This window comes from Pseudalkalibacillus sp. R45, from assembly GCF_052246725.1.
Classification (GTDB): domain Bacteria; phylum Bacillota; class Bacilli; order Bacillales; family Fictibacillaceae; genus Pseudalkalibacillus.
The window spans coordinates 1-24,537 of the sequence record NZ_JBQQCL010000018.1 but is presented as its reverse complement, the minus strand read 5'-3'; the positions used below and the strand labels follow the sequence as shown (position 1 = coordinate 24,537).

General features: G+C 41.8%; 26 protein-coding genes. 14 read left to right on the top strand and 12 right to left on the bottom strand.

Annotated features, from left to right (window positions below):
- Window positions 1–20: 20 nt before the first annotated feature.
- Complete coding sequence (gene hemE, locus ACTWQL_RS20630; protein ID WP_443144289.1) at window positions 21–1,052, bottom strand: uroporphyrinogen decarboxylase; 1,032 nt, start codon at window positions 1,050–1,052, stop codon at window positions 21–23.
- A 307-nt stretch (window positions 1,053–1,359) separates the two neighbouring features.
- Here hemE and ACTWQL_RS20625 point away from each other — a divergent pair, with 307 nt between their 5' ends.
- Window positions 1,360–2,064 carry a hypothetical protein gene (locus ACTWQL_RS20625; RefSeq protein ID WP_443144288.1) on the top strand — a complete coding sequence of 235 codons (705 nt, stop codon included), beginning with the start codon at window positions 1,360–1,362 and terminating at the stop codon, window positions 2,062–2,064.
- Between the two features lie 128 nt (window positions 2,065–2,192).
- On the opposite strand, the gene ACTWQL_RS20620 is transcribed toward ACTWQL_RS20625, so the two are convergent.
- Both ACTWQL_RS20620 and ACTWQL_RS20615 read right to left on the bottom strand, forming a co-directional pair.
- A complete protein-coding gene (locus tag ACTWQL_RS20620; protein ID WP_443144287.1) occupies window positions 2,193–4,211 on the bottom strand; it encodes a methyl-accepting chemotaxis protein in 2,019 nt (672 codons plus the stop codon).
- Window positions 4,212–4,467: 256 nt separating this feature from the next.
- Window positions 4,468–6,603 carry a transglycosylase domain-containing protein gene (locus ACTWQL_RS20615; protein ID WP_443144286.1) on the bottom strand — a complete coding sequence of 712 codons (2,136 nt, stop codon included), beginning with the start codon at window positions 6,601–6,603 and terminating at the stop codon, window positions 4,468–4,470.
- 170 nt (window positions 6,604–6,773) lie between these two features.
- Here ACTWQL_RS20615 and ACTWQL_RS20610 point away from each other — a divergent pair, with 170 nt between their 5' ends.
- Complete coding sequence (locus ACTWQL_RS20610) at window positions 6,774–7,283, top strand: antibiotic biosynthesis monooxygenase family protein (RefSeq protein ID WP_443144285.1); 510 nt, start codon at window positions 6,774–6,776, stop codon at window positions 7,281–7,283.
- Between the two features lie 66 nt (window positions 7,284–7,349).
- The gene (locus ACTWQL_RS20605; RefSeq protein ID WP_443144284.1) at window positions 7,350–8,255 is read left to right on the top strand and encodes a diacylglycerol/lipid kinase family protein; all 906 of its coding nucleotides are present in this window, start codon (window positions 7,350–7,352) and stop codon (window positions 8,253–8,255) included.
- A 216-nt stretch (window positions 8,256–8,471) separates the two neighbouring features.
- Here the strand turns inward: ACTWQL_RS20605 and ACTWQL_RS20600 are convergent, their stop codons facing one another.
- A complete protein-coding gene (locus tag ACTWQL_RS20600; RefSeq protein ID WP_443144283.1) occupies window positions 8,472–8,807 on the bottom strand; it encodes a DUF3243 family protein in 336 nt (111 codons plus the stop codon).
- Window positions 8,800–9,327 (bottom strand): type 1 glutamine amidotransferase domain-containing protein, encoded by a 528-nt coding sequence (locus ACTWQL_RS20595; protein WP_443144282.1) that lies wholly within the window; start codon window positions 9,325–9,327, stop codon window positions 8,800–8,802. Before ACTWQL_RS20595 ends, ACTWQL_RS20600 begins: the two co-directional genes overlap by 8 nt.
- Window positions 9,328–9,489: 162 nt before the next feature.
- On the opposite strand from ACTWQL_RS20595, the gene ACTWQL_RS20590 reads away from it, so the two are divergent.
- The 3 genes from ACTWQL_RS20590 (at window position 9,490) to ACTWQL_RS20580 (ending at window position 12,442) form a co-directional block, all read left to right on the top strand.
- Window positions 9,490–9,924 carry a ferritin-like domain-containing protein gene (locus ACTWQL_RS20590; protein WP_443144281.1) on the top strand — a complete coding sequence of 145 codons (435 nt, stop codon included), beginning with the start codon at window positions 9,490–9,492 and terminating at the stop codon, window positions 9,922–9,924.
- A 318-nt stretch (window positions 9,925–10,242) separates the two neighbouring features.
- Entirely contained in the window at window positions 10,243–11,442 is a 1,200-nt protein-coding gene (locus ACTWQL_RS20585; protein ID WP_443144280.1) for a M20 family metallopeptidase, read from the top strand.
- Window positions 11,443–11,839: 397 nt separating this feature from the next.
- Entirely contained in the window at window positions 11,840–12,442 is a 603-nt protein-coding gene (locus ACTWQL_RS20580) for a transcriptional regulator (protein WP_443144329.1), read from the top strand.
- A gap of 117 nt (window positions 12,443–12,559) precedes the next feature.
- On the opposite strand, the gene ACTWQL_RS20575 is transcribed toward ACTWQL_RS20580, so the two are convergent.
- The 3 genes from ACTWQL_RS20575 to ACTWQL_RS20565 are packed head-to-tail and all read right to left on the bottom strand — an operon-like array spanning window position 12,560 to window position 15,297.
- Complete coding sequence (locus ACTWQL_RS20575; RefSeq protein ID WP_443144279.1) at window positions 12,560–13,300, bottom strand: EcsC family protein; 741 nt, start codon at window positions 13,298–13,300, stop codon at window positions 12,560–12,562.
- 30 nt (window positions 13,301–13,330) lie between these two features.
- Window positions 13,331–14,557 carry an ABC transporter permease gene (locus tag ACTWQL_RS20570; RefSeq protein WP_443144278.1) on the bottom strand — a complete coding sequence of 409 codons (1,227 nt, stop codon included), beginning with the start codon at window positions 14,555–14,557 and terminating at the stop codon, window positions 13,331–13,333.
- Window positions 14,558–14,559: 2 nt separating this feature from the next.
- Complete coding sequence (locus ACTWQL_RS20565) at window positions 14,560–15,297, bottom strand: ABC transporter ATP-binding protein (RefSeq protein ID WP_443144277.1); 738 nt, start codon at window positions 15,295–15,297, stop codon at window positions 14,560–14,562.
- Window positions 15,298–15,889: 592 nt separating this feature from the next.
- Between ACTWQL_RS20565 and ACTWQL_RS20560 the strand changes: the two genes are divergently transcribed.
- From ACTWQL_RS20560 to ACTWQL_RS20550, 3 genes are all read left to right on the top strand, one after another.
- On the top strand, window positions 15,890–16,162 hold the full coding sequence (locus ACTWQL_RS20560) for a hypothetical protein (protein ID WP_443144276.1): 273 nt from the start codon (window positions 15,890–15,892) through the stop codon (window positions 16,160–16,162).
- 165 nt (window positions 16,163–16,327) lie between these two features.
- Entirely contained in the window at window positions 16,328–17,446 is a 1,119-nt protein-coding gene (gene tnpB / locus ACTWQL_RS20555; protein ID WP_443144275.1) for an IS200/IS605 family element RNA-guided endonuclease TnpB, read from the top strand.
- 150 nt (window positions 17,447–17,596) lie between these two features.
- A complete protein-coding gene (locus tag ACTWQL_RS20550; protein ID WP_443144274.1) occupies window positions 17,597–18,019 on the top strand; it encodes an HIT family protein in 423 nt (140 codons plus the stop codon).
- 135 nt (window positions 18,020–18,154) lie between these two features.
- Here the strand turns inward: ACTWQL_RS20550 and ACTWQL_RS20545 are convergent, their stop codons facing one another.
- Entirely contained in the window at window positions 18,155–19,087 is a 933-nt protein-coding gene (locus tag ACTWQL_RS20545) for a hypothetical protein (RefSeq protein WP_443144273.1), read from the bottom strand.
- 101 nt (window positions 19,088–19,188) lie between these two features.
- Between ACTWQL_RS20545 and serC the strand changes: the two genes are divergently transcribed.
- Both serC and ACTWQL_RS20535 read left to right on the top strand, forming a co-directional pair.
- The gene (serC, locus tag ACTWQL_RS20540) at window positions 19,189–20,274 is read left to right on the top strand and encodes a 3-phosphoserine/phosphohydroxythreonine transaminase (protein WP_443144272.1); all 1,086 of its coding nucleotides are present in this window, start codon (window positions 19,189–19,191) and stop codon (window positions 20,272–20,274) included.
- A 173-nt stretch (window positions 20,275–20,447) separates the two neighbouring features.
- The gene (locus ACTWQL_RS20535) at window positions 20,448–20,969 is read left to right on the top strand and encodes a tryptophan transporter (RefSeq protein ID WP_443144271.1); all 522 of its coding nucleotides are present in this window, start codon (window positions 20,448–20,450) and stop codon (window positions 20,967–20,969) included.
- Between the two features lie 38 nt (window positions 20,970–21,007).
- Here ACTWQL_RS20535 and ACTWQL_RS20530 read toward each other — a convergent pair whose 3' ends face one another.
- The gene (locus tag ACTWQL_RS20530; RefSeq protein ID WP_443144270.1) at window positions 21,008–21,427 is read right to left on the bottom strand and encodes a YkvA family protein; all 420 of its coding nucleotides are present in this window, start codon (window positions 21,425–21,427) and stop codon (window positions 21,008–21,010) included.
- Window positions 21,428–21,567: 140 nt separating this feature from the next.
- Complete coding sequence (locus tag ACTWQL_RS20525) at window positions 21,568–21,765, bottom strand: hypothetical protein (RefSeq protein WP_443144269.1); 198 nt, start codon at window positions 21,763–21,765, stop codon at window positions 21,568–21,570.
- A gap of 229 nt (window positions 21,766–21,994) precedes the next feature.
- Between ACTWQL_RS20525 and ACTWQL_RS20520 the strand changes: the two genes are divergently transcribed.
- Window positions 21,995–22,387, top strand: coding sequence for a YtxH domain-containing protein (locus ACTWQL_RS20520; protein ID WP_443144268.1), 393 nt, complete (start codon window positions 21,995–21,997; stop codon window positions 22,385–22,387).
- Window positions 22,388–22,800: 413 nt separating this feature from the next.
- On the top strand, window positions 22,801–23,424 hold the full coding sequence (locus tag ACTWQL_RS20515; protein ID WP_443144267.1) for an HTH-type transcriptional regulator Hpr: 624 nt from the start codon (window positions 22,801–22,803) through the stop codon (window positions 23,422–23,424).
- A 33-nt stretch (window positions 23,425–23,457) separates the two neighbouring features.
- Here the strand turns inward: ACTWQL_RS20515 and ACTWQL_RS20510 are convergent, their stop codons facing one another.
- A complete protein-coding gene (locus tag ACTWQL_RS20510) occupies window positions 23,458–23,661 on the bottom strand; it encodes a hypothetical protein (RefSeq protein ID WP_443144266.1) in 204 nt (67 codons plus the stop codon).
- A 308-nt stretch (window positions 23,662–23,969) separates the two neighbouring features.
- Here ACTWQL_RS20510 and ACTWQL_RS20505 point away from each other — a divergent pair, with 308 nt between their 5' ends.
- Window positions 23,970–24,404: a DUF3267 domain-containing protein gene (locus tag ACTWQL_RS20505; RefSeq protein ID WP_443144265.1), complete on the top strand. Its 435-nt coding sequence runs from the start codon at window positions 23,970–23,972 to the stop codon at window positions 24,402–24,404.
- Window positions 24,405–24,537 lie beyond the last annotated feature (133 nt).

The window sequence follows — 24,537 nt, the reverse complement described above, 5'->3', positions numbered from 1 at the left end:
CTATGCACCCCATCTATCGGTTATTTCGAAGTATATTCGTGAACAAAAGCTGTCAGTCTTTTTAGTGTATCTGGATTAACGTCTGGGAAAACACCGTGTCCCAGATTGAAAATGAATTTGGATGATTCTGTCCCTTGATCAAGGATTTCCTTCGTTCTTTCCTCAATCACATCCCAAGGAGCTAACAGTAATGCTGGTTCCAGATTACCCTGGACGGTTTTATCAACGCCGCGTGCACGTGCCTCTTTTATCGGCAGTCTCCAATCAAGACCGACGACATCAAGAGGAAGGTCATTCCAATCGTTTGCCAAATGGCTTGCACCGACTCCGAACATGATCAGCGGTACATTTTCCTCTTTAAGCTCTGTGAAGATCTTTTCCATCACAGGCTTAACAAACGTGCGGTAATCTGCGACATTCAACGTACCCACCCATGAATCGAAAATCTGGATCGCTTGAGCTCCCGCCGCGATTTGGGATTTCACATAACGGATCGCTGTTTCCCCAAGCTTGTCCATCAATTTGAACCATGCTTCCGGTTCAGAATACATGAATGCTTTCGTTTTATAGTAATTTTTTGATGGGCCGCCTTCAATCATATAGCTTGCAAGTGTAAAAGGTGCCCCACTGAAACTGATCAACGGTACCGAAAGTTGTTCACGGAGTAATTTGATTGTATCTAATACATATGGGACATCTTGCGCAGGATCGATTTCCCCAAGACGTTCCACATCAGCCAAAGAGCGGATCGGATTGTCGATGACTGGACCAATTCCCGACTTGATTTCTACATCAACACCGATTGCAGGCAACGGTGTCATAATATCTTTATACAAAATTGCCGCATCGACGTTGTACTGTTCGACAGGTAGACGGGTCACTTCTGCACATAATTCAGGACGGTGTGTAATTTCAAACAGAGAATATTTCTCTTTGATTTTCCGGTATTCAGGCTGTGAACGTCCCGCCTGCCTCATGTACCAGACTGGAACATGAGAAACTTCTTCCCCCCTGCATGCTTTTAAAAACTGGTCGTTAAAAACTTTTGTCATCATCAATCACCTTTCATCAGCAAAGCCTAGTGTAGCTCCGGTACATTGTTTTCATACTTATCATTGTAAAAGAAAATAAAATCAATGTCATATTATAACCATTATCACTATACTTGTTCTGCTAATCGTTGTATACTATCTCAAGCGAACTGTCATAAATTAGTCGCAAAATATCCTCCTGTTTCATATGGAACGTTGTTGGGTATACTTTGAACGCTGAATGTTTTAATTGTAAGGCTAGTTACACAAGAGCCTTATTGTCAAATTTCTTTCGTATGGTCGAAATGTTGAAAGTGAGGATCCTGGAATGACTTCATTACGTCAGGAGAGAAAGAACCGAAACAAGAAAGTGAAAGAAACGACTGGACCTCAATGGTTCAAGTTTGCCTCTATTTTCTTTATTGGATACGGGATCGTTTATCTGCTGGTATTCATCCGCAGACTATTCTTTTCCGATCTGACTATCGAAGACATATCAAGTCTCTATCTTTATGATCTAGAGTCTTCCTATATATTCGGTATCATCGCCGGCACGATCGTCTTCATGTTCGTTTATGGAAAGCTTCAGCTGCGCTATAAAGAACGTCTATTGTTTGATCAACTTCCGAATTTATTCATGATCCGTATGATCCTATATATTTGTATCTATTTCATGATCATTTTGACATTGTTAGGCATACACCTGATCTTCTCGACGTTGTTCGTGCAAACGACTGGTGGTTCCTTGAGCTTATCCTATTCATTATTTTATTGGGCAGTTGTCATACTTTTATACGAACGGTTGAAGAATTTTTTCTTAATTGATAAGAAAAGGACGAAACGACTGATCATCGTGCCGTTCATTGTCTTTTATATAGGTGTATTGATATTTTTCAAGTTTCAACCTTCCTATCAGCTTGTTTTTCAATTCATTGGAAACGGGTTGGTTTTATTGATGTTCGGACTATATCTCGTTGAGAAACATCTAGCAAGGCGGAAAAAGTTACAAACTAATGTACCTGAGGAAGATTGATGGTTTGATGTTTTGGTGAAAAAGAAAATACAAGAGGCATTCCCGGGAATCAGGCAATGATACCCGGGCTTTTTTTCGTTTTAAAAAATAAAAAAGGCTGCTCTAAAAAAGAGTCAGCCAAATCATTTTTATTTATTTTGTTCTTGTTCTACTTTGAATTGTTTGATCAATTCAATGAGTTCACCACTTGCGGCGTTTAATGCTTCTGCCGATTCACCGACCGTATTGAGTGCACGTTGTTGTTCATCTGTGGAAGCACTCACCTCTTCTGATGATGCAGCTGCCTGTTGAGCTACAGCTGATATGTTCTGGATTGCTTCCATTACCGATTCTTTGTGCTCGTTCAAGTTCTTGACGTCATTTCCAATCTCAGAAATGAATTCGAGCATTTGACCAAGCGACTCCCCTAATAAAGTAAAGGCTTCTTCGGTACCTTCAACAACTTTACTTTGCTCTCCAGATATGACCTTTGTCTGGTTCATTTCCTTGCCAACACGCTTGGATTCAGTTTCAATCCCTTTTAGAATGCTTTTTACACGTTCGGTTGCTACTGATGATTGTTCTGCCAGCTTCCGTACTTCGTTCGCGACAACAGCAAAACCCTTTCCGCTTTCCCCTGCTCTTGCAGCTTCAATTCCAGCATTCAATGCCAATAGGTTTGTTTTCTCAGAGATTTCTGTAATGGTAGCAATGACTTCTTCTACTTCTTTTACTTTATTATTCAAATCATTGATGACCGTTTCGACAGCTGACAATACGTGATTGGATTCATCATTTTTCAAACGCAGAGTCTTGATCTGATCAATTCCGTTTTTGCTTGCTGCATCTGCATTTTTAGATATATTCATCATGGCATTTACCTGCTCGTTAATTTTTTCGATATCATCCGATAAATTTACGGCGCGTAAGTGTGTCGATTCAACATCAGAGGCTTGCTGGGAAGAACCTTTTGCAATATCAGTTACAGCCCGGGTCACTTCTTCATTTGAAGCGATGGTTTCTTCAGCTACGGCACTGAGCCCTTCAGCTGATTCCGTTACCTGATAGGAAGAGGTTTTCACAGCTTTGATCAATTCACGCATTCTATCAATCATCGCGTTGAAATGCCTGGTCAAATCACCTAATTCGTCTTGACTATCATTTTGTACCTTGACTGTTAAATCACCCGATTCCACCTTATTCAATTCATCCCGCAAGCTGCGTACCGGTCTCGTTATACTTTTCGCTACAAAATAACTTGCTGCGATCGATACTAAAATAACGATCAAAGCTATGAACAAAATCGTATTGCGGATAGCCCCGGCTTCCTTCGTCAATGCAGCTTCAGGTGTGGAAGTCCCGACCTTCCATCCTGTCAATTCGATAGTGCTGAAATTGACGAAACGCTTCCCTTCCTTATCTTCAACCATATTGTTCTTTGAAGTGAACATCTCTTTTACATAATCCTTATTTTTAAGAAGATTCTTCCCTTTAGAATCTGGATGGACCATTGCCAGTCCGGATTTATCAAAAAGGAACGGGTAGCCGTCATAGTCGAGTTTCGTATTCGAAACCACATTCGCTAGATTTTGTAAGTTCATATCCATAGCTACCGCACCGAGGACATCTCCTGAACTCGGATCCTTTACAATTTTTGCAGAGGTCAAAACATAGTCACCTGTTGCAGCATCCTCATACGGGTCTGTCCAGATCACTTTTGAAGTGTCTTCAAGTGCATTTTCGTACCAAGGTCTTGCCGTCGGATCATAATCATCCGGAAGGTCGATCTTTGGAGTGATTTTCATATTCTTGCTCTCACTAGCTATGTATAGGTACGCGATATTTTCATTCATTCCTAAATATTGATCGAAATCCCCTTTGACGGTCTCCCATGCCGCTTGTTCATTATTTGAACCGTCATTAGAAGACTTCAGAGCTGAAATGACTCTTTCATCCTGACTGTACCTTTCCATCGTTTGTTCGATATTGGTTAAATAAAGACTGATGTGGTTGGACATCTGATCCACTTTCGCCTGTGTCTGAGCTTCGACATTATTCTCCATCGTCCCGCTTACACGATCATATGTAAGAAAAGCTACAGATAGCAAAGATATAGATAAAATAAGAGCCATTACAAGCATAAGCTTGCTTTGTAATTTCTTGAACATATTCCCTATCCCCCTCGGTCAGTTATAAAGATCTGTCCACCTTTGTATCGACTAAACCCACTTAATCTTTACATTGAAACCTTAAGCCTAATTTCCTATTTATCCTGAGGTGCCAGGCACCATCTGAGAACCCTTGGGAGAGAAGGACTTTGATTCGGTGCCTGGTACAGAAAGAATGCCACGTAAAGAAAGCTTCACCGCGGATTGGCGGTGAAGCTTGTCTTTTACATCAAGGATTGGCTTTGCCAAGTTTTCTTTAGAATATGGAGGATGAGACAGTGTTGGATGGTTCTCCGTCTTGTTTGGTTAGTGGATCGTATGGAACGATGAAGAAGTCCGGAAAGGTGAAGAGCTTTGGTGAGACGACTGTGTAAGAGCCTTTTCCTTCTACCGTATCGATCTTCACCGCCCCTTGATCAGTGCGCATATAGATCTTATACATAAGCCGCTTATCATCAGACGGTGTCCAGTTCAGTTGGATCCCTGGGACTCCGAACCGTCCGAATGCGTATTGTGCGCTAAGATCGTCCACTTCGATCAATTCGATCGGTGGTTCAAGATCTTTGACTCCTTTTGGTTTGTTAAACGCCATGTTCTTTTGGTCAGGGATTTCATTGATAATGTTTTTGAACATGAGGGTTGCATCTGAGCTTGTCCCCGTCATGTAGCGATCCTTGGTCGTCCGGTCGTAACCGATCCATACAGCCCCGACTGCATTTGGCGTATATCCTGCAAACCAGAGATCCTTGTTCCCGCCCTCGACTTCTTCCAATGTTGTCGTTCCGGTTTTTCCAGCAAGTGCTGTGTTTACATGCCCTCTCCTACCGGTTCCTTCTTTAATAACTGACTCTAACATTTTCGTCATGAACCATGCATTCTGCTTTGAAAAGACTTTTTTGGTCTCAACCTCCGCTTTCCCGATCAATTTGCCATCACGATCGTAGATTTCTTTTACGAAAAACGGTTCAACCATTTCTCCACCATTGGCGAAGGCAGAAAACCCTCTGGTGATTTGTAAAGGGGTGACCCCTTCATCCAAACCCCCTAATGCAACACCGAGTTTCCGCTCCTCAACATCCATTCCCATCTCCTGAATGTACTTTAAGGATTTTGTCAGTCCAATTTCGTTTAAAAGCCAGACTGCAGGAGCATTCAAAGAGTCCTCGATTGCCTTATACATTGAGACGGAGCCTTGATACTTATCATTATAATTTTCAGGTTCATACCCGTTGTATTTCAAAGGTTCATCCTTCAATAAGGAATAGGGTTCCCAATCTTTTGTTTCCATTGCAGGTCCATACACCGCTAACGGCTTGAACGTCGAACCTGGCTGACGTCTGGCATTCACACGATTGAAGCCTTGTGCAACGTAATTACGTCCACCCTGGACGGCCATTACTCCACCGGTATGTGAATCCATAAGAACAAACGCACCCTGAGGTGATTCCTTCAGGTCTGAACCTCTGAAATATTTATCCTCTTGCATCGCTTTATAGGAAGCTTGCTGAGCTTCAGGACTCATCGGTACGACGATCTTATATCCGCCTTGTAAAACTTCCATAGTCGTCAGCGAATATTCTTCCTTCACTTCTTTTAAAACCATATCGATATAAGTCAAGTATGCTGGGTCTTTCTCCAATCGGGATACATCAAGCGCAACTGTCTTTCCTTGAGCCCTTACCGCTTCTTCTGCTGGAATGTAATCAAGCCTCTCCATAAGGGAAAGCACCGTATTCCTTCTATCCTTGCTTTTTTCAGGATGCGCAATCGGGGAATACCCACTCGGTGCCTTCGGAAGTCCCGCTAACAAAGCACCATCTTCCAAAGTCAATTCACTTACATCTTTATTGAAAAACAGCTTTGAAGCTGCCTGTATACCGTATGCTCCATGACCAAAATAGATCTGATTCAAATACATTTCAAGGATTTTCTTTTTCGTATATTTCCGCTCCAAGTTAATGGCAATCGTTGCTTCTTTCGTTTTCCTCAATAGCGTTTTTTCATGTGATAAAAAGATATTCTTTGCAAGCTGTTGGGTGATTGTGCTTCCGCCCTCCACTCTGCTTCCGGATAAAATATCCTTGTACAAGGCACGGGTGATCGCTTGAAAATCGATACCAGGGTGGTCGTAAAAACGACGGTCTTCGACTGCTATGAACGCTTCCTGTACATGTTCAGGTACCTCATCGATCTTTACAAGCTCACGATTCTGAGCATAAAGCTTCGTGATCGTGTTCCCATCCTCATCTACGAGGGTGGAAGCTGAACTCATCACAAGATCTTTTTCATCAATCACATAGTTTCCGGCAAACACAATCGCTACATAAACGAGCAAGGAACAAAGGATGACTGCCATTGCCCAGAGCGATATGCGCGTTGCTTTTTTTAACACAACGCATCAACTCCTTAAAGGGATAGGTAAGATACTTTTACCACTTTACTCAAAATTTACTCGTCTTTCCATACTTTTGTTTCGTTTAGTATTTCACTTGTAAGGGTAAATCATGAATAAATCTCTTTTTGTGTATACTAAAAACGGATTAGAGAAAGGAAGATCGACCGATGAACTATCATATCACCTATGGTACCAGTAATTATTTGAAAACCCTTTCAGAAAAATTTGAAGGGGAAGATGGCAGCTTCTATCTGCTAGAAGGTGCTGAAGATGCGGCACTTATACATAAAACGGAAAAGGAAAGCTTGTTTGAATCCGGTCATTCTTATGAAGCGATTGAAGAAGCTGGCGGATTTGAAGGAGCGGAGTACATCGTCTTCAACAATATCCCTGTGTCTTCTGAAGGACGTCCTTTGTTCGAGGACCGATTCAAACAACGTGCAGGAAAGGTCGAACATGAGCCCGGCTGTACCGGAATCATCATATTGCGGCCGAAAGATTCAGAAACCTATCTCGTCTCGAGCATGTGGAAAGATGAAAGTGATTTCGAAGCTTGGAGGCAATCGTCCTCCTTCGAGAAAGCTCACAAACAAAAAGATACAAGTGAAGCCCTTCCACAAACGGTGTTCACCGGCAAACCATACATCAAATCATACAGAATCATAGATACGCAGTAAAAGGGGGTTGACCTTCACCCCCTTTTAAAATACCTTTTAGGTCTTTTGAAGAAAGGGGTTTGGATTTTGAAAATAAATCGAGTCGACCTGATTGTGAATCCTAAAGCCGGAAATGAACGCCTTCATGAACAGATGGAACAGATCATCACCAGGCTCGAACATCATTTTCCGACCGTTAATGTGTTTCATACGAATAAAACGGGAGACGCAGGTCAATACATAAACGAATATGGGAAAAATGCAGATTTCATCATTGGTGCAGGCGGTGACGGGACAATCTATGAACTCATCAATGCGATAAGTCCGCTGGAAAACCGTCCTGCGTTCGGAATCATACCCGGAGGGACGTGCAATGATTTTTCTAGGGCACTTGGATTGTCTCAAGACCCGTTGATTGCAGCAGAACAACTGTGTATTCAAAAATTCAGAGGGATTGATGTCGGCAAATGCAATCACCAATACTTCCTGAACTTTTGGGGAATCGGCCTGATCACTGAAGTATCGACTAATATCAATCCTAGAATGAAGGAAAACTTCGGCCGTTTATCCTATTATTTGAGTACACTACAAACACTCAGTCAAGAAAACACCTTTAATTTGAAGCTCGAATCAGACCAATGTGCTTTTGAAGGGGAAGCTGCCATGGTGCTGATTGGAAATGGTCCTTTTACCGGAGGGATCAGGGCATTTTTCCCTGGTTCAGATATAGAAGATGGAAAACTTGAGGTACTGATCATCGAGTCCAATCGCTTCCAAACATTTTTTGATATGCTGCGAGCAAAAGTCATGAACGATGTACCGAATAGTGAAGACATCTTATATTTTCAAACCGACAGCATTTCTATCGAGACAGCGCCGGTCCAGACCATCGATTGTGATGGAGAACGAGAGTATAGCACTCCTTCAACGATTACGGTTTTACCCCGCCATATCCAGATGGCCGTCGGAGAATACCCTATTGAAGCCCAGTGACTTTAAAGTCCACGTTAAAGGAAACTTGGCAAAGCCAAGCCTTAGGCGTATGCTGAGCCATTAGTTCCTCTCGAAAAAGCACTTGCTGCTTTTCCTTCGTGCGGTGTATTGCTTCCGAAGCCGCCAGCTTGGGCACTTATACTGAAGAAAGTATTTTTATACTTTCTTTAAGTGAAATAAAAAAGCAGCCCACCAAGGCTGCTTTTTCATTCTCTATTATTCAACCATCCTTACAAGCATGTGTGCGAGCATATGCTGTTGCTCTTTATCTCCGACACTCCAAAGCTCTTTGAGTAACTTCTCTTCACGGTTTCTTGGTTCTTCATTTTCAGCCAGGTAATCTGCGACTTTTTCCGCTGTTTTCGCTAACTGCTCTTCAGACATCCCGAGCTTTTCACCGACTCGTACACGCTTTCCAAGATATTCTTTGAAGACATCGAAGTTCTGTAGGATTTGATCACGTTCTTCCTCAGGAATCCGATCCACGGTCGAACGTACTTCACTTTCATTCAGGTTTTCATTTTTATCTACCATATGATTTTGTTCAGACATACTCTTCCACTCCTTGTTTCAAGACTTTTTTCGATTGCTCTATAAATACCGGAATGTCATCGGGTTGTCTGCTTGTTACGAGTGTGCCGCATACGACCACCGGCTCATCGAAAACATTGGCTCCGGCATGTTGCAGATCCATTTGAATTGATTTGAAACCAGTCACACTGCGTCCTTTCAATACATTTGCTGTGATAAGGATTTGAGGACCATGGCAGATAGCAAACATAGGCTTACGTTGATAAACCATTTTCCCGGTAAAGTCGACGATACGATCATCGGCTCTCAAAATATCTGGAGAAAAGCCTCCTGGTATGAAAAGTGCGTCAAATTCGTCCGGATCAACTTGATCGATTGTTTTATCGACGTGAACAGACACATCTCCTTGCTTGCCTTTCACTTCCTTTTTTTCGGTGCCGATGACGGTAAGCTCATGGCCATCATCAATAAATGCTTGTGCAGGGTCTGTATACTCTACATCCTCAAACATATCGGTCATTAATACTGCGATTTTACTCATTCGTATTCACAACCTTTCCAAATCATTGACAGTTAAATAATTCCCGAAAATATCCTGATTAAACATTCCACAATTTTGAAAACAAGTTTATTATTTCGAATCAAAGGGTACATTATATCCGTAGCTGAAAGTGGATTATTTTATAGAAAGGATGATCAACCAATGGATAAAGAACTACAAGAACTTATTGATGGACTAAATGAGGACCTGGCAAACGAATATGCTGCAGTCATCATGTACACATACAATGCAGCTGTCGTTTCTGGTATGTATCGTCAGGTTTTAAAACCTTTCTTTGAAGGCGAAATTTCAGATGAACAAGGTCACGCGATGTACCTTTCAGAGAAAATCAGTACATTAGGAGGCACTCCGACAACGAAGCCAGCTGAAGTGAGACAGTTGACGGATGTCCAAGAAATGCTGAAAGAAGCACGTAAAGCTGAGAAAGAAACAATCGATCGCTATGAACAGCGTAAAAAACAAGCAGCAAATCTGAACATGACAGAACTAGTCGTCAAGCTTGAGGATCTTATCGCAGACGAAACACATCATATGGAAGAGATGGACCGTCTGTTAAGTGATCCGCGACTCTCCTAATACGTTTGATTTGAAGTGATGCTGGAAGTCGGACATTGCCCCTTGGGCAGTGTCCTTTTTGATTTCTAACTTAGATAGCTATTGAGGTTGATTGAAGCGAAAGTTGCGACACTCCTGGGGAAAAGCGAGCCAGGCGAGACCCCACAGCGAGGAGGCTTGCGGATCGCCCGCGGAAAGGGAGTAAATTTCGCGAAAATCAACAGCAAAGTTTAACTAAACATTTTTCTGAATACTTCTCAACCATGCATACTCATGGTTATCGTGCTATACTGTAAAAAACTGATTTTTCATACAATTAATCCGGTGAGGAGGAGTATAATGCAACACTTTTATGAACTCGTAGATCGTCATTACCATGAGATGGTTGAGATCCGTCGCTATCTTCATGAAAATCCAGAATTGTCTTTCCAAGAGGTGAATACATCTGCTTACATAGCGAAGTTTTATGATAAACTCGGGGTTCCTTATCGAGCTAATGTAGGCGGCCATGGCCTCGTTGCAAGGATTGAAGGGAAAAAGCCAGGTAAAACCGTTGCATTGCGTGCGGACTTTGATGCACTGCCAATCCAGGAGAAGACAGACCTTCCCTTCCGTTCCAAAGTTGATGGTGTAATGCACGCTTGTGGCCATGATGGTCACACAGCCACATTACTGGTCCTTGCCAAAGTTCTTAATCAATTGAAAGATGAGCTTGAAGGAAATGTCGTCCTCATCCACCAGCATGCTGAGGAATTGGTTCCTGGCGGAGCGGTCACCATGATTGAAGACGGATGTTTGGATGGGGTTGATGTCATTTACGGTGTTCATCTATGGGCGACGGACAATGTCGGTGAAGTCTATTACCGTGAAGGACCGTTCATGGCGGCAGCTGATCAATTCGATGTAAAAATAATCGGGCGAGGCGGTCACGGTGCTCAGCCTCACAGGACAAAAGATTCAGTACTGGCAGCTTCTCAGTTGGTCGTCGCACTTCAGCAGATTGTAAGCCGTAATGTGGATCCTTTGGAGTCCGCTGTTGTTTCAATCGGATCGTTTGTGGCTGAAAATGCCTTCAATGTCATCGCTGATAGTGCTTCTTTAAAGGGAACCGTACGTACATTCAGTGAAAGTGTGCGTGGAAATATTGAAGCACGGATGGAAGAAGTGATCAAAGGAATCTGTATGTCGAGCGGAACAGACTACGAGTTCAAATACACAAGAGGCTATCCTGCTCTTGTGAATCATAAGGAACCGACAGAGCATTTGAAAAAGGTTGCCTCAAGTCTCCCTGGTGTCCTTCGTGTCAGTGAAAAAGCTGCTCAAATGGGCGGGGAAGATTTCGCATACTACCTCGAGCACGTTCCTGGCAGCTTTGCTTATGTAGGTGCCAAAGACCCGGACGCAGTAGATGTCGCACCTCATCATCACCCGAAATTCATGATCGATGAGCGTTCAATGCCGATAGCAGCAAAACTACTAGGCGAAGCTGCTTTAAGCCACTTGAACTACGCACCAGCAGGGAAAGTGAAAACGAACTAAATAGGTAAAGACCGATTCCGTTATGGAACCGGTCTTTTTTAGAGCTAACGGACACCAGGGACCTTATTTGCTTAAATCTAACCAGAATTAGCCCCGATTATCACAAATAGCGTCTCTCATGTCCGTTAAATTTTCAAATCACACTATTTTGCCATAAATAACGGCTCTCATGTCCGTTAACATTCTCCCTAACCAAAATCATCTATTGAAATACCTATTTTATCCATATATACTGACTTTAATAGTGTCAGTCATAGAGTGCCGCTTCAGTACTATCCAGTATTAACTTGGGTGTTCATATTGAAGTGGCTTTTTTGTTCTTCTAAAAGAACTTTTAAGAAAGGAGTTTGATAATGCAAAATTTAAACAAGAATATGAATTTTGGTTACACGAAAAAATAACCGAAGAAAAGAATCATAGGAGGCGTGAACTACTTGAGCAAGGATTAGGTCATGGGACAGTTGAATTTCTTCGTTTGATTTGGTTTCCTGTGATGAAAAATTTTAATCATTTAGATCCTGAATGGGAGATTCGAGACTTTAATAATGGTTATCGTTATCTTGATCTTGCATACAGACCTGGTAATGCTAAGGGCTGTATTGAAATTCAGGGTTATGGACCCCATGCTCGTGATCTTGATGTCAGGAGATTTAAAGATTTATGCTGGAGACACTCTTTATTAGTGTTGGAAGGATGGACAATACTCCCAATAGCTTACTTATCGATCAAGGATGAACCCAAAAGGATCCAACAGCTTATACTAGCTTTTATCGGAAGATTCACTTCTATTGATATCCCCGCAAACCTCAACCATCTAGAGGCAGAAGTTGTACGATTTGCTCGCCGAATCCCCCGACCAGTCACTCCACTAGAAATTGCTGATCATTTGAAAATTACTGACCGGCATGCTAGACGTATCCTACATCACCTGGTTGATTTGCAGCTTTTTAAAGTAGCAAGCGGAAACAAAAGATTTCGCAAATTCAAACTTACTCAATAATAAGGCTCCACTGGAAAAGCTAACGGACACCAGGGACCTTATCCTCAAATCTAATCAGAATCAACTCAGTTTATCCAAAATAACGGCTCTCATGTCCGTTACGAAACAATCCGCGAATCACCCTTCCTCCACTTCATTCAAATACCTCAACCGATAGCAGTTCATTGCTGTTTCGCCGAGTTGATCCAGAAAATTGTAATTGGCGTACGCTCCGACAATTGCCCCGAAACCGGGTACCATTTGCAGCATCTTCACAAGATCGATATGGTCGCGATAGGTGATCTGGAACGTTTTCCAATCATAATCGTCATCCATTGAGGCTTTGGACGGCCACTTGTTCTTTGTCTCTTCCCAGCTTTTGATTGCCATATATGTTTCACGTCTTACATCATCACTTGAAAAAGCAAGCAAAAACACGTGCAGCAGGAAGATCCGCTCATGGTAATTTCGGGTATCAAATCCATAGATCCTCGCTGCTTCAAACAAAAATCTCATCTTAATACCAAGCAGCAACGGAAAATCCGCCAACCCGAGCAGAATTCCGCCCGCACCTGTCCCCGCTCCTTCAATCATTGCAGTTTTCTTGTAAGCTTTTTTCCGTTCTTGGAGTAATTCATCACGCTTTTCAAGCGCCATTCCTTCGACAGTCGGTTTTTTCGTCGTATATTCATTACCGAACAACGTCGCCTTCACCATGCTTCGGATCGCATTCGTCACAGCATTATGGACTTTTTCAGGGATCTTTTTATTGATTTGTCCCTGAACTCTCTTTGCTGCTCGCTTATATAAAGGGGACCGTTTCAAGATCATCTTTTCCCATTCTTGTAATTCCTGTTCGATCGTCTCTTTCCCGCTCATTTTCTATGCCTCATTTCATCAACGTCCCATTTAAGTAAGGATGAATCGTTTATCAAGCTGTTTGAAAAGCAAAACTCGGGTAAAAGCAAGCACCAATGCAACCCCTGTAATAAGGATGATCCCTGTCTCCACAATTGATAAATGATTGATGAAGCTGCTAACTGCAAATAAAATCACTTGCGAAATCATGATACGGAAAATCAGCCGTTGGAACGTTTCGTACCGTTCCTTTTTAGAAACCGGATAGAGGTCGACCCACACTTTCATATCAAAGTGAGGCCATAATGTCGTCAATTGGATCGCCGTCATGTAAATCAAAAGTAAACTGACGCCCCATAGCAAAATTCCTGGAGGCATGATTAGCATCAGTATGATTCCGATCACGGTCAGCCGGGCATAAATGCCGAAATAGTCATTCGATCGGATAAAGGCTCTCGTATACATATAGCCGTACACTGTCTCACTTTTGCCGCTCAACACTTTCATTAATGGAGCCGCCCATGTCCGTTTACGCACCTTGCGGCTGATTTCCGGAACATCGACAAACATGTTTGCAATCCGATAAAAAAGCATGAGCGCATTTGCTTCAAGTTCTATCAACCGCTCCCATTTCAAGGTATGCTTTTGGGAGAGCGGGCGATACACTACGACATAAAGAATCGCCATGCCAATGATCAGTACTGCCGTAATCAACCATGCTTCTCTAAAAATTGCATAAAGCGTGAATAGCACCGAAAGCAGCCTGATGATGGGAAGCACTTTACGTTTCGTTCCATCTGGCACTCGTAACTCTTCCCATTTTGAAATGATATTCCATCCCGTCAAAAGCAGGATCAAGACCAGGCTTCCAAAATAGACAGCACGTTCAGAAGAGATCCGATTGAAATATAACGGTCCTAATACAAGTAATAGTACAAGCACATTGAACGCTTGCATAACGAAGCTATATAGTAATGATTTTTGCAAATAAGGTTTAAAACGACCCTCAACCGGAAGAAGAAAATTCGCATCTGCTGTTTTTAAAAAGGTACGGATCTTCCCTCTGCTTACAATCAGGAATGCAAGAATCGTCAAAAATTCAGCAGCAGGGAATGATTCCGGTAAAACCTTCAATACCTGGCCGTAGTAATAGCTGCCAAGGATAATGCCGACATAAACCGAAAAAAGGAACCCGCTGTTCCCGATATACCGAAGATAGCGTACAGCCATACTCCAAAAATTGTTGGCACGTTCCCTCCAGAGCGTTTTCACATCCATACTCAGGCACCTCTTGTTATTTGAACATAAATTTCATCTAACGTCGCATTTTGCATGTTCATTTTCGACTGGATTTCCGAAAGGGTTCCATCCGCCAAAAGCTTCCCTTCATGTAAGATGATGAAACGGTCGCAATACCGCTCAGCGGTTGAAAGGATGTGTGTGGATAATAGAATTCCCGTACCGCCTTCCTTCACCTGCACAATGAGATCAAGGAAAGACTGGATACCAAGAGGGTCAAGCCCAACGAATGGTTCATCGACAACAAATAATACCGGTCGGACCAGGAATGCACACATGATCATCACTTTCTGTTTCATCCCTTTAGAAAACTGGTTCGGATACCACTTCAGTTTGTTTTCCATCCGAAATTCTTTCAAAAGCGGTTCTACCCGATTCTTCAATTCCTCCTTATCGATGTCATAGGCCATCGCTGTGAGTTCAAGATGCTCCCATAACGTAAGTTCATCATATAACACCGGGGTTTCAGGAATATACGCAATCTGGGACCGATAATGATCTGGCCCTTCGTTGATCGTACTGTCATTCACTTTGATCGTTCCTGTTATCGGCTCCATCAAGCCCAGAACATGCTTGATCGTCGTACTTTTACCTGCACCATTCAGGCCGATCAGCCCTACGATTTCTTTGGATTTGACATGGAAATTGAGATTATGTAGAACAGGCTGCTGCTGGCTGTAACCGCCTGTCAATTGTTCGACGTGCAAGACACTTTTCATACTTGACCCCTTCCATGGTTCGGTTGTTTTATATTAGGCTGTTTCCTTAACAGTTGTTTTTCGTCCAAATTGTAAAAAACGAAAACAGCTTTATGTTATTTTATCAAATAAAAGCGATCCATGCTTATTGTATCAAGAATCGCTTGTATTAACTTGGGCAAATTTGGAAAAGATAAGAATGAAGAAGGTATCCCCCCTTCTTCAAAAGAAAAGAGAAAGAGATTGCTGTTGTGTAATCCAACTTCTATGGAGAGTGTACAAACGGCGTGATGCTATTTGTATCGTTTACAGACAACTCTTCTAAACATGACCACTTTCCCAAGCCATTGTTCATTATCTCTTGTTTCTCTTTTCTTCTCTGACCTCTCCGGAGAGCTCTATCAATAGGATAGGGCTCTTCATTTATTTAGGCTGTTTTTCGCAAACTTTGTTGCTCTTGAATGTCGTTGATTGCCGCTTCAGGTGCTCGCTTTCCGCGGAGCTTGCGGTGAGCCCACTCGTCGCCTTGCGACCTCAGGAGTCTCCTTTTCAATGAAGCATTTGTGCTCCTGCGTCTACAAGAAAGTCCTGTCGAAGCGAGGTTCCTCGTCGCATGCCTTGCGAGGAGATTATTCAGGTAGTAGGCACGCTGATCCCGCAGGACAAGGAAAGCATCGGCAGCGTTACATCGCACGAAGAAAATGCGATTTTCATTTTCGAGGAGTCTCGCACCTTGCTCTTCAATCAACTTGCACAAGGTGAGTTGTTAAAAATGACCAAAAAGCAACAATCTTTAAGAAAAGAGCCTTTAGATAAAAACCTCCTTTTTTATCAAGCAGGCGAGAAGACCCCATCCTCAAAGAATGGGAAGGGCATAGCCCAATGAGTAGGGTGAGGATGAATCGCCTTCGGACAAGGGATGGATCTTACCATCTCAATTGTCCGACTCATGATCTGTCTAATTTTTTTGGAATCGTTCCTTTTTTCAATCTCTAAAATGAAATCTTATGATATAATAGGAACAAATGTTTGGTTTTGGGAGATGGAATTCATGTTGGTTCATAGAGCCTATAAATTTCGACTCTATCCAACCAAAGAACAAGAAATTCGAATCGCGAAGACAATCGGCTGCAGTCGATTTGTATTTAATCACTTTTTGGCACGATGGAATACCACCTACCAGGAAAAAGGGAAAGGGTTGACATATCCTACTTGTTCGAAGCAATTAACGCAACTGAAGAAGGAATTACGATGGCTGAACGAAGTAGACAGTGTGGCCCTTCAATCATCATTGAGGAATCTGGCGGATTCCTTTTCACGATTCTTCAAGAAACAAAACAATCCCCCACGATTCAAGTCTAAAAAGAATAAGGTCCAAACTTATACCACCAAATATACAAACGGAAATATTGCGATTGTTGGAAACAAAATCAAATTACCCAAACTGGGACTCGTCAAATTCGCAAGGAGTCGTGTGGTTAATGGACGGATCCTCAATGCCACCATCAGACGAAATCCAAGTGGCAACTATTATGTGTCCATTTTGGTGGAAACAGAAGTATACGATTGGTCTAAAACCAACTCCTCAGTGGGGATTGATGTCGGACTAAAGGACTTTGCCATATTGTCAGACGGAACGGTGTATGAGAATCCTATGTTTTTTCGAACTTTGGAAAAGAAACTGGTGAAAGCCCAACGAGTCCTGTCCAGACGTCAAAAAGGCTCTTCGAATTGGCATAAGCAACGGATTAAAGTTGCCCGAATGCACGAGAAAATTGCAAATGCACGAAACGATTACTTGCATAAAATCTCTACCCATATTGTCAAAAACCACGACCTTATTGGTATGGAAGATTTGCAGGTATCCCATATGCTTAAGAACCACAACCTCGCCAAAGCCATCAGCGAAGTGAGTTGGTCAACATTCCGTTTCATGCTTGAATACAAAGCAAAGTGGTATGGCAAACAGATCGTGGTGGTATCCAGGACGTTTCCTTCCAGTCAACTTTGTTCCCATTGTGACTACCGTCATAAAGACGTTAAGAATCTTGCATTACGTGAGTGGGACTGCCCAAAATGCACGATGCATCATGATCGGGATCTTAACGCAAGTAGGAATCTTCGTAAGGAAGCCTTACGATTAACCGCAGGAACTGCGGGGATCGCCTAACCCATAACCGGCGGTTACGCTGGTGTTCTTAGGAATCCCCCACTTCAAGTCACTCGCAAGAGTGCTAAGTGGCGGGTAGTTCAAGTTCATTTCTCCCTATGATACAATTACGATATAGGAAAACAATACTTTTGAAAGGTGTGAATTAGTTTGGAAGATTGTATCTTTTGTAAAATCATCAACGGTGACATCCCTGCTTCAAAGGTATATGAAGATGAGCATGTGTTTGCATTCCTCGATATCAGTCAGGTTACGAAAGGTCATACGCTCGTGATCCCGAAAGAACACCATAAAAACCTTTATGAGCTTCCTGCTCAAGCTGCTGAACAAGTTTTCTCAGTCGTCCCTAAGATTGCGAATTCAATCAAGGAACGCTTCCAACCGATCGGCTTGAATCTATTGAATAATAATGAAGAGCCTGCAGGCCAATCCGTATTCCATTACCATGTACATATCATCCCCCGGTATGGTGAAGGCGATGGGTTCGGCGCTGTCTGGAAGCCGCACTCAGACGATTACACCTCAGAAGACCTGCAACAGATTGCACAAGAAATTTCTGAATCTATCAAATAAAGAAACTTGGCAAAGCCAAGCCATAGCGCAGGCTGAGCCTTAGTTACCCTTATATTGAAGAAAGTACTTATATACTTTCTCTAAATGTAAAAAAGAGGCTCTGCACATGTGGCAGAGTCCTTCTTAACCCATTATTCACTTATAAATCGATAACATCCGCTCAACTTCTTGCGATTTAGAAGGCAGAATCGTCCGTTTTAGCTCGCCAACTGGTTCAATCAACTTCGGTTCCTCCCAATCCGGGTGATTGAAATGGGTATCGAATTGCTTCAACCAGTTTTGTATTTCGCGATAAAATAGGATATTCCATCGGAGTTGGTGGATGAACTCTTCTCTTGTCCCCTCGAATCTAAATTCATTTTTCATGATATCCAGCATCTCAGCTTGCCATTTCGCATCTAAATCGGATTTTCCTTTTATATCCTTGAAACGGTACCATTGCCGATCAAATTCAAAGGCATGCGGATAATAATACGCATAAATCGATTCAAACTGTTCACCGTTAATCGTTATGAACTTCTTTCCCCTATGTTCACGCAGGACATATCCGCCTTCTGTCCGATTCATATGCTCAAGCTGTGCAGGTTCGACGAATGTCAACCATACTTCAGTTGTTGCATTCTGAACAGGAGCTATGATTGCTGGTAAAGAGCCATATGGCGCTAAAAAGGACCCGTAAATGATGTCTGAATCCAGCATGGAGGCACGAAGACATAATACAAAGTCATTCAAATCTTTATTCAAATTGAATTTATACCGTAACTGCGCTAAACAAATGTTCGAACCATATGCTACAAGAGGAACTCTTTCCTCAATCGGTGGCAACTCCTGTTCATGCAGGAAATCTCCGATTGAAAGTTTATACTCCGAACCGTCTTGAAAGGAACCCAACAAGTTGTCTGAGTCAGAATATTCGACCGTCAAATCTTCAATGGATACCCCTTTCTTTTCAATGATCCTGTGTGCTTTCCCTTCATAATAAATAAAGGAAGAGTCCGGACGCGGTCCTGGATATATATCCGGGTGATCATATGGACTGAGATCAATCGGTTTATTTTCTCTATACAATTTCTTCATCCCCCTTATATCTATGGTGTGATTCAAGTATAATGAATTTTCAGAAGTCTTACTATAACCAATCTTAACTTTGGACAAAGGAGTCGAGCTTCATGGAAACATTCAATTTCAACCCTGGGCCTACAGCTCTTCCGAAAGAGGTCCTCACACGTGCACAGCAAGAATTGATCAATTATCAGAAAACAGGTTTGTCTATTCTCGAAATGAGCCATCGGAGTAAAGCATATCAATCGATCCATGAAAATGCACAGCATTCAATGCGATCTTTTTTAAATATTCCGGACACCCATGAGATTTTGTTTTTACAGGGTGGAGCGAGCCTCCAGTTCACGATGGTCCCGATGAACCTACTGAGAGAAAATCAATCCGCCTCTCATATCGTAACAGGTTCCTGGAGCCAAAAGGCGTATAATGAGTCCTTGAAAATCGGTACGACTGAAATCACAGCAAGCAGTAAAGAATCTGGTTTCACACATATCCCTTCAAAATCCGAGTGGAATGAACTGAGCGAGAATACCGGTTATCTGCACCTTACGAGTAACAACACGATCTATGGTACCCAGTGGCAATCATTTGATGGGCTTCCCGAAGTTCCGCTCGTCATCGACATGTCGAGTGATATCGGCTCAAGATCGGTCCCATGGGAAAAAGTCGCGCTCGCATATGCAGGCGCTCAGAAAAATATCGGTCCAGCCGGCGTTACAGTAGTGATCATCCGCAAAGATGTCCTTGCTGAAACGAATGAAAATCTTCCAGCCATGCTTGACTACAAGATCCATGCAAACAAAAATTCGTTGCATAATACCCCGCCGACCTACACGATCTACATACTTGGGTTGATGGTAGAATGGATGATCGAACAAGGTGGCTTAGCTGAATTCATAAAACGAAGTGAAGAAAAATCGTCCCTTATCTATAATACAATCGATCATAGCGGGGGATTCTATTCCGGACATGCCGAAAAATCGAGCCGCTCCCAGATGAATATCACCTTCAACCTGCCTTCTGATGAGCTTAGTAAAGCTTTCTTACAAGGAGCTGAAGAAAGAGGATTTGTAGGTCTGAATGGACACCGATCAGTCGGAGGCTGTCGTGCATCCATCTATAATGGAATCGGAATCGAGACCTGTAAGCGTCTTGTCGATTACATGGAATATTTCAAGCAGAAACATGCATGAATGATTCCAGAGAACGCCTTACCATAAACTGTCACAAGTAATGTAAGTAAAAATCCTTTTCTTTTTCTGCTCTATGCTGGTAAAATGAAGGCATCCGTTTTACTCGCAATAGGCATCAGCGCACTATTGGAGTTAACGAGTATAGCCTGAGTTGAGAAGAGGAGAGGATAAGTATGAAATCCATTCAATTAGCATTGATTGGAGTACTATTAGCAGTAGGGTTTGTGCTTCACGCAGTCATACCCGGAATTTTAGGGTCGATGAAAATCGATATGCTATTGACGATGATGTTTCTAGCGATCATTTTATTCCCTGACAAAAAAAGCGTTGGGGTAACAGCACTTGCTACAGGAGTCATATCGGCTTTGACGACAAGCTTTCCAGGAGGTCAGCTTGCAAACTTGATTGACAAACCAGTAACAGCTTTCATCATTTTTGCATTATATATAGGCTTGAAAAAATATCAAGGCAATGTAATACTTGCCGCTTCTTTAACTGCTGTAGGAACGCTGATCAGCGGCGTTATTTTCTTATCAGCTGCTGCAATTCTGACGAGCCTGCCAGCACCATTCATCGCCTTATTCGTTACTGTGGTACTACCGACAGCGGTGGTCAATACAATTGCAATGACAGTCCTGTTTCCAATCATGCAGACAATTACAAAACGCTCGACCTTTAACTATCAGACACAATAAATATATAAAATAAAAGCGTAAAAAAAAACCGATACCCATCAAAGGGTGTCGGTTTTATCTGTTTTATCCTGTTCCCAATTCAGGAACTGGTCAATTTCTTCGTTGACGGTTTTCCATACATAACTGATAATCGCAATATCATCGACAAGTCCTAACCCTGCGATGATGTCTGGAATTGCATCGATTGGACTTAAGAAATAAAGAAGCCCAGCAACCACCAAAACCATTGATTTTTTGGAGATTTCACGGTAATTTCCTACACGATACTGATCTGCGAGACGAATGAGTGCCTGTATTTTATCCAAAAAACCTCTTAATGCTTCTTGTATATCATCCTTCTGAAGTTTTGCACGTACGTTTTGAACCATTTGGCCGCTTTCTTCACGATTCTCGATCAACGTACGTGCATGTCTTACCATTTTTCGAAAGTACATGAACAGTTTGATTTTTTTCCACATCTCTAACGCCTCCTTCTCTCATATCTTCCACATCTTTCTTCATATTAATCCGAGAAGAGGAGTTTGCCAAGATGTATTTGGAGTTGGAAGTGTTTTCGGATACAGAATGGACGATTGACACAAGCTAAATTCAATATCAATTAAAATTTGATGACAAAGAAAAGAACAACAAGTAATAGACAAACACTTCCGATGACACCAAGCATACGGCCGATGCTCTGTTTTTTGTGGACCTGGACATTTCTGAACGAATAACGTTTTGTGTCCAGAAACATCCTTATCATGAAATAAAATAAAAGCAGCCCAAGAAGAGCAAGTACAATAATTCCATAGATCATCACTCATCACCCCATACCATCCTATGAGTGAGATGAGTAGTTTATTCCCCGAGAATTGTTTAAGATTGTCGATATCGTGGGATAGTTTTGTAGAAATGGTCGAACGATTTATGAAGGTTTCTAAAAGGCGTTCTCGAATAATGTAACAAGGACTTATCTTGTTTGGACGGGACCCAACGCCCTCGGCCCTCGACAGATGAGAAAGATCACGAAAGGAGCAATAGGAATCATGAAAAAAGAGCAAAAATCGGTACTAATTGGCTTTGCGGTTGGAAGTATTGTCACTGCGGCAGCAACATTGTTAGCAACACCAAAATCAGGTCGGGAAATCCGTAAAGACATTAAGGATTCGACCTATAAATTGAAACAAACAATGACAGATGTTAAAAAAGAAGGCATCAGCTTGAAGGAACAAATCATCCAGGTTTCAAAAGAAGGTGTAGATGCTTTCAAGGAAGTTGCGACGGATTTGAAGGAAGATATCAAATCCTGGAGGAAGGAAATTGAACCGAACATCGAAAATATCAAAAACGATGTAGAAGAAATCAATGAAACCGTTGCAGAACTCCAGGAAGAATCAAAGGAACCAGCTAAAACCAAAGAAACCGCAGGTACAAAGTGACATAATAAGACTGGCTCAGAAAGTGTTCTTCAGTTGACACTCGAGCCAGTTTTTTTATCCTTCTCTTCTTTCAAATCCCATGATTGAATTCGCCATCTGCCTCCCAAACCCAAAAAATGATCAAACCCACCTAAAAATATAAAACATCCTTGCCGATATAAAGTTGGTGATGGTTTCTTACAATAGAGCAACTCCAAATGAAAGTCTTACAAAAAACAACAAACCTAAAAAAATATAATTTTTTGTCAAAAATAAAAAGGTTTTGTCTTTTTATGTCGAAATAATACTTATATATTCACACTCAAAAGATTTATCAAGAAGCAATTATTGGGAAAAACTTGTGAACACTTAGATAATTGTCTTTATAAATCTAACATTTCCTGTCATAATATAAAGCAGAATGGGGGTTCATTATGGAAAATAAGAAAGATTTTTCAATGAAAGAAGCTATGATGTTCAGTCATAAAGTTGCCCAGATCAGTAAAGCCATGTGGAAATGCGTCGAAAAGGATTGGCAAGGATGGATTAAACCATTTGGTCTTAACATCAACGAACACCACATCCTCTGGATTGCTTTCCATCTTGAAGGAGCTTCGATCTCTGATATCTCCAAGTTCGGTGTTATGCACGTGTCAACAGCATTTAACTTTTCCAAAAAGCTTGAAGAGCAAGGCTATTTAACCTTCTCAAAGAAAGAAAATGATAAACGCAACACGTACGTAAAACTTACCGATACGGGAAGAGATCTGTTATTGAGGACAATCGAAGATTACCAGCCAGAAAATTACGGTATATTCAGTGCATCACTCAAGATTCGTGACCTTTATGGTAAATTTCCTGAGTTCGATGAATTGATGGCAGTGATTCGAAGTGTGTACGGGGATGACTTCATGTCCATCCTTGATACAACTGTCACTAAAATAGATAGTGAATTTGAAGAGACTGATCGTCAACTCGTACCTGTAAAGCGTGAAAAAGAAATTACCAACGAACTTGTATCTGAAGATGAAATCGAAAAAGTACCAACCACTACTTGATCAAGGTTGGGTCGTTTTAATCAATGCATTAACTCATCGCTCACCTTTCGGATTGAGTGTACCTGCAAAGTGAATTAATAGAGGAGTCAGATCGACCATAGCGGCTTCTCTTAATTCATCTTTCTGAACATCTAGTTCTTTATATTGTTCAAGAATTACCTCCGTCTTTCTAACTCTGATGAAATTCGATCGGCGCAAATTCCCCCCTTCTTTTTCTGGCACCAGTACCCTTTCCAACCCGGAAGTTCCTACACTACATGATGCTTCTTTACTATTTATTTTACCTATCGCATTTCTTTCTGACACCCTTCCATAAACGTTTCTAATTTTTTTGTAAAACCTATTGATTTTTCGTTCGAAACATCGTACTGTATGGGAGTGGTTTTTAAGCAAGGTTCTCACCTTTCCCCACACATTTTACTTCCTAAAGAAGGTGATACATCATGAACTGTTACAGGTCTATAAATTTAACAAGAGATTACGGTAAACTACGCCTTTTGCTGATATCAACACTCTTCAGCTTAACGTATTTTATCGTTTATTTTATGGTTTTCAGTATGTTCCACCCAGAAACGATCTATTATCAAACCGGATTGATGCCATTAATGTTGGTATTCATACTGATTATCCCTTTTCATATATTTTTGCATTGTCTGCCGATCTGGATTTCAGGTCACAGAGCGTGTATGGCTTTTGGCGAAAACCGTTTTTCACTCTTTTGCCGTATACCTGAAGTCTTGTCCAGAAGAGTTGCATTGTTTGGCGTTTCATTTCCGCTGATCGTCATCACGTTGGTTTCGTTGATCGGTGGCTTTATGATGCCCGAATTTTTACATCTATTTGCGATTGTATCGACTTTGAATATCTTCCTGTGCGTAAAAGATATGATTTATATCATCCATCTATGGAAAGCACCGAAAGATTCATTTCTAGAAGACGGTGATACAGGATTCCAAATCATCGTCAAACGTACATTTTAATAAACAGCTGTTTTCGCAAACTTTGTTGCTCTTGCACTTAAAGAAAGTATAAAATACTTTCTTCAGTATAAGGGCAGCTAAGGCTCGACCTACAAAAGGCTTGGTCTCGCCAAGTTTTCTTTAAAAGTCGTTG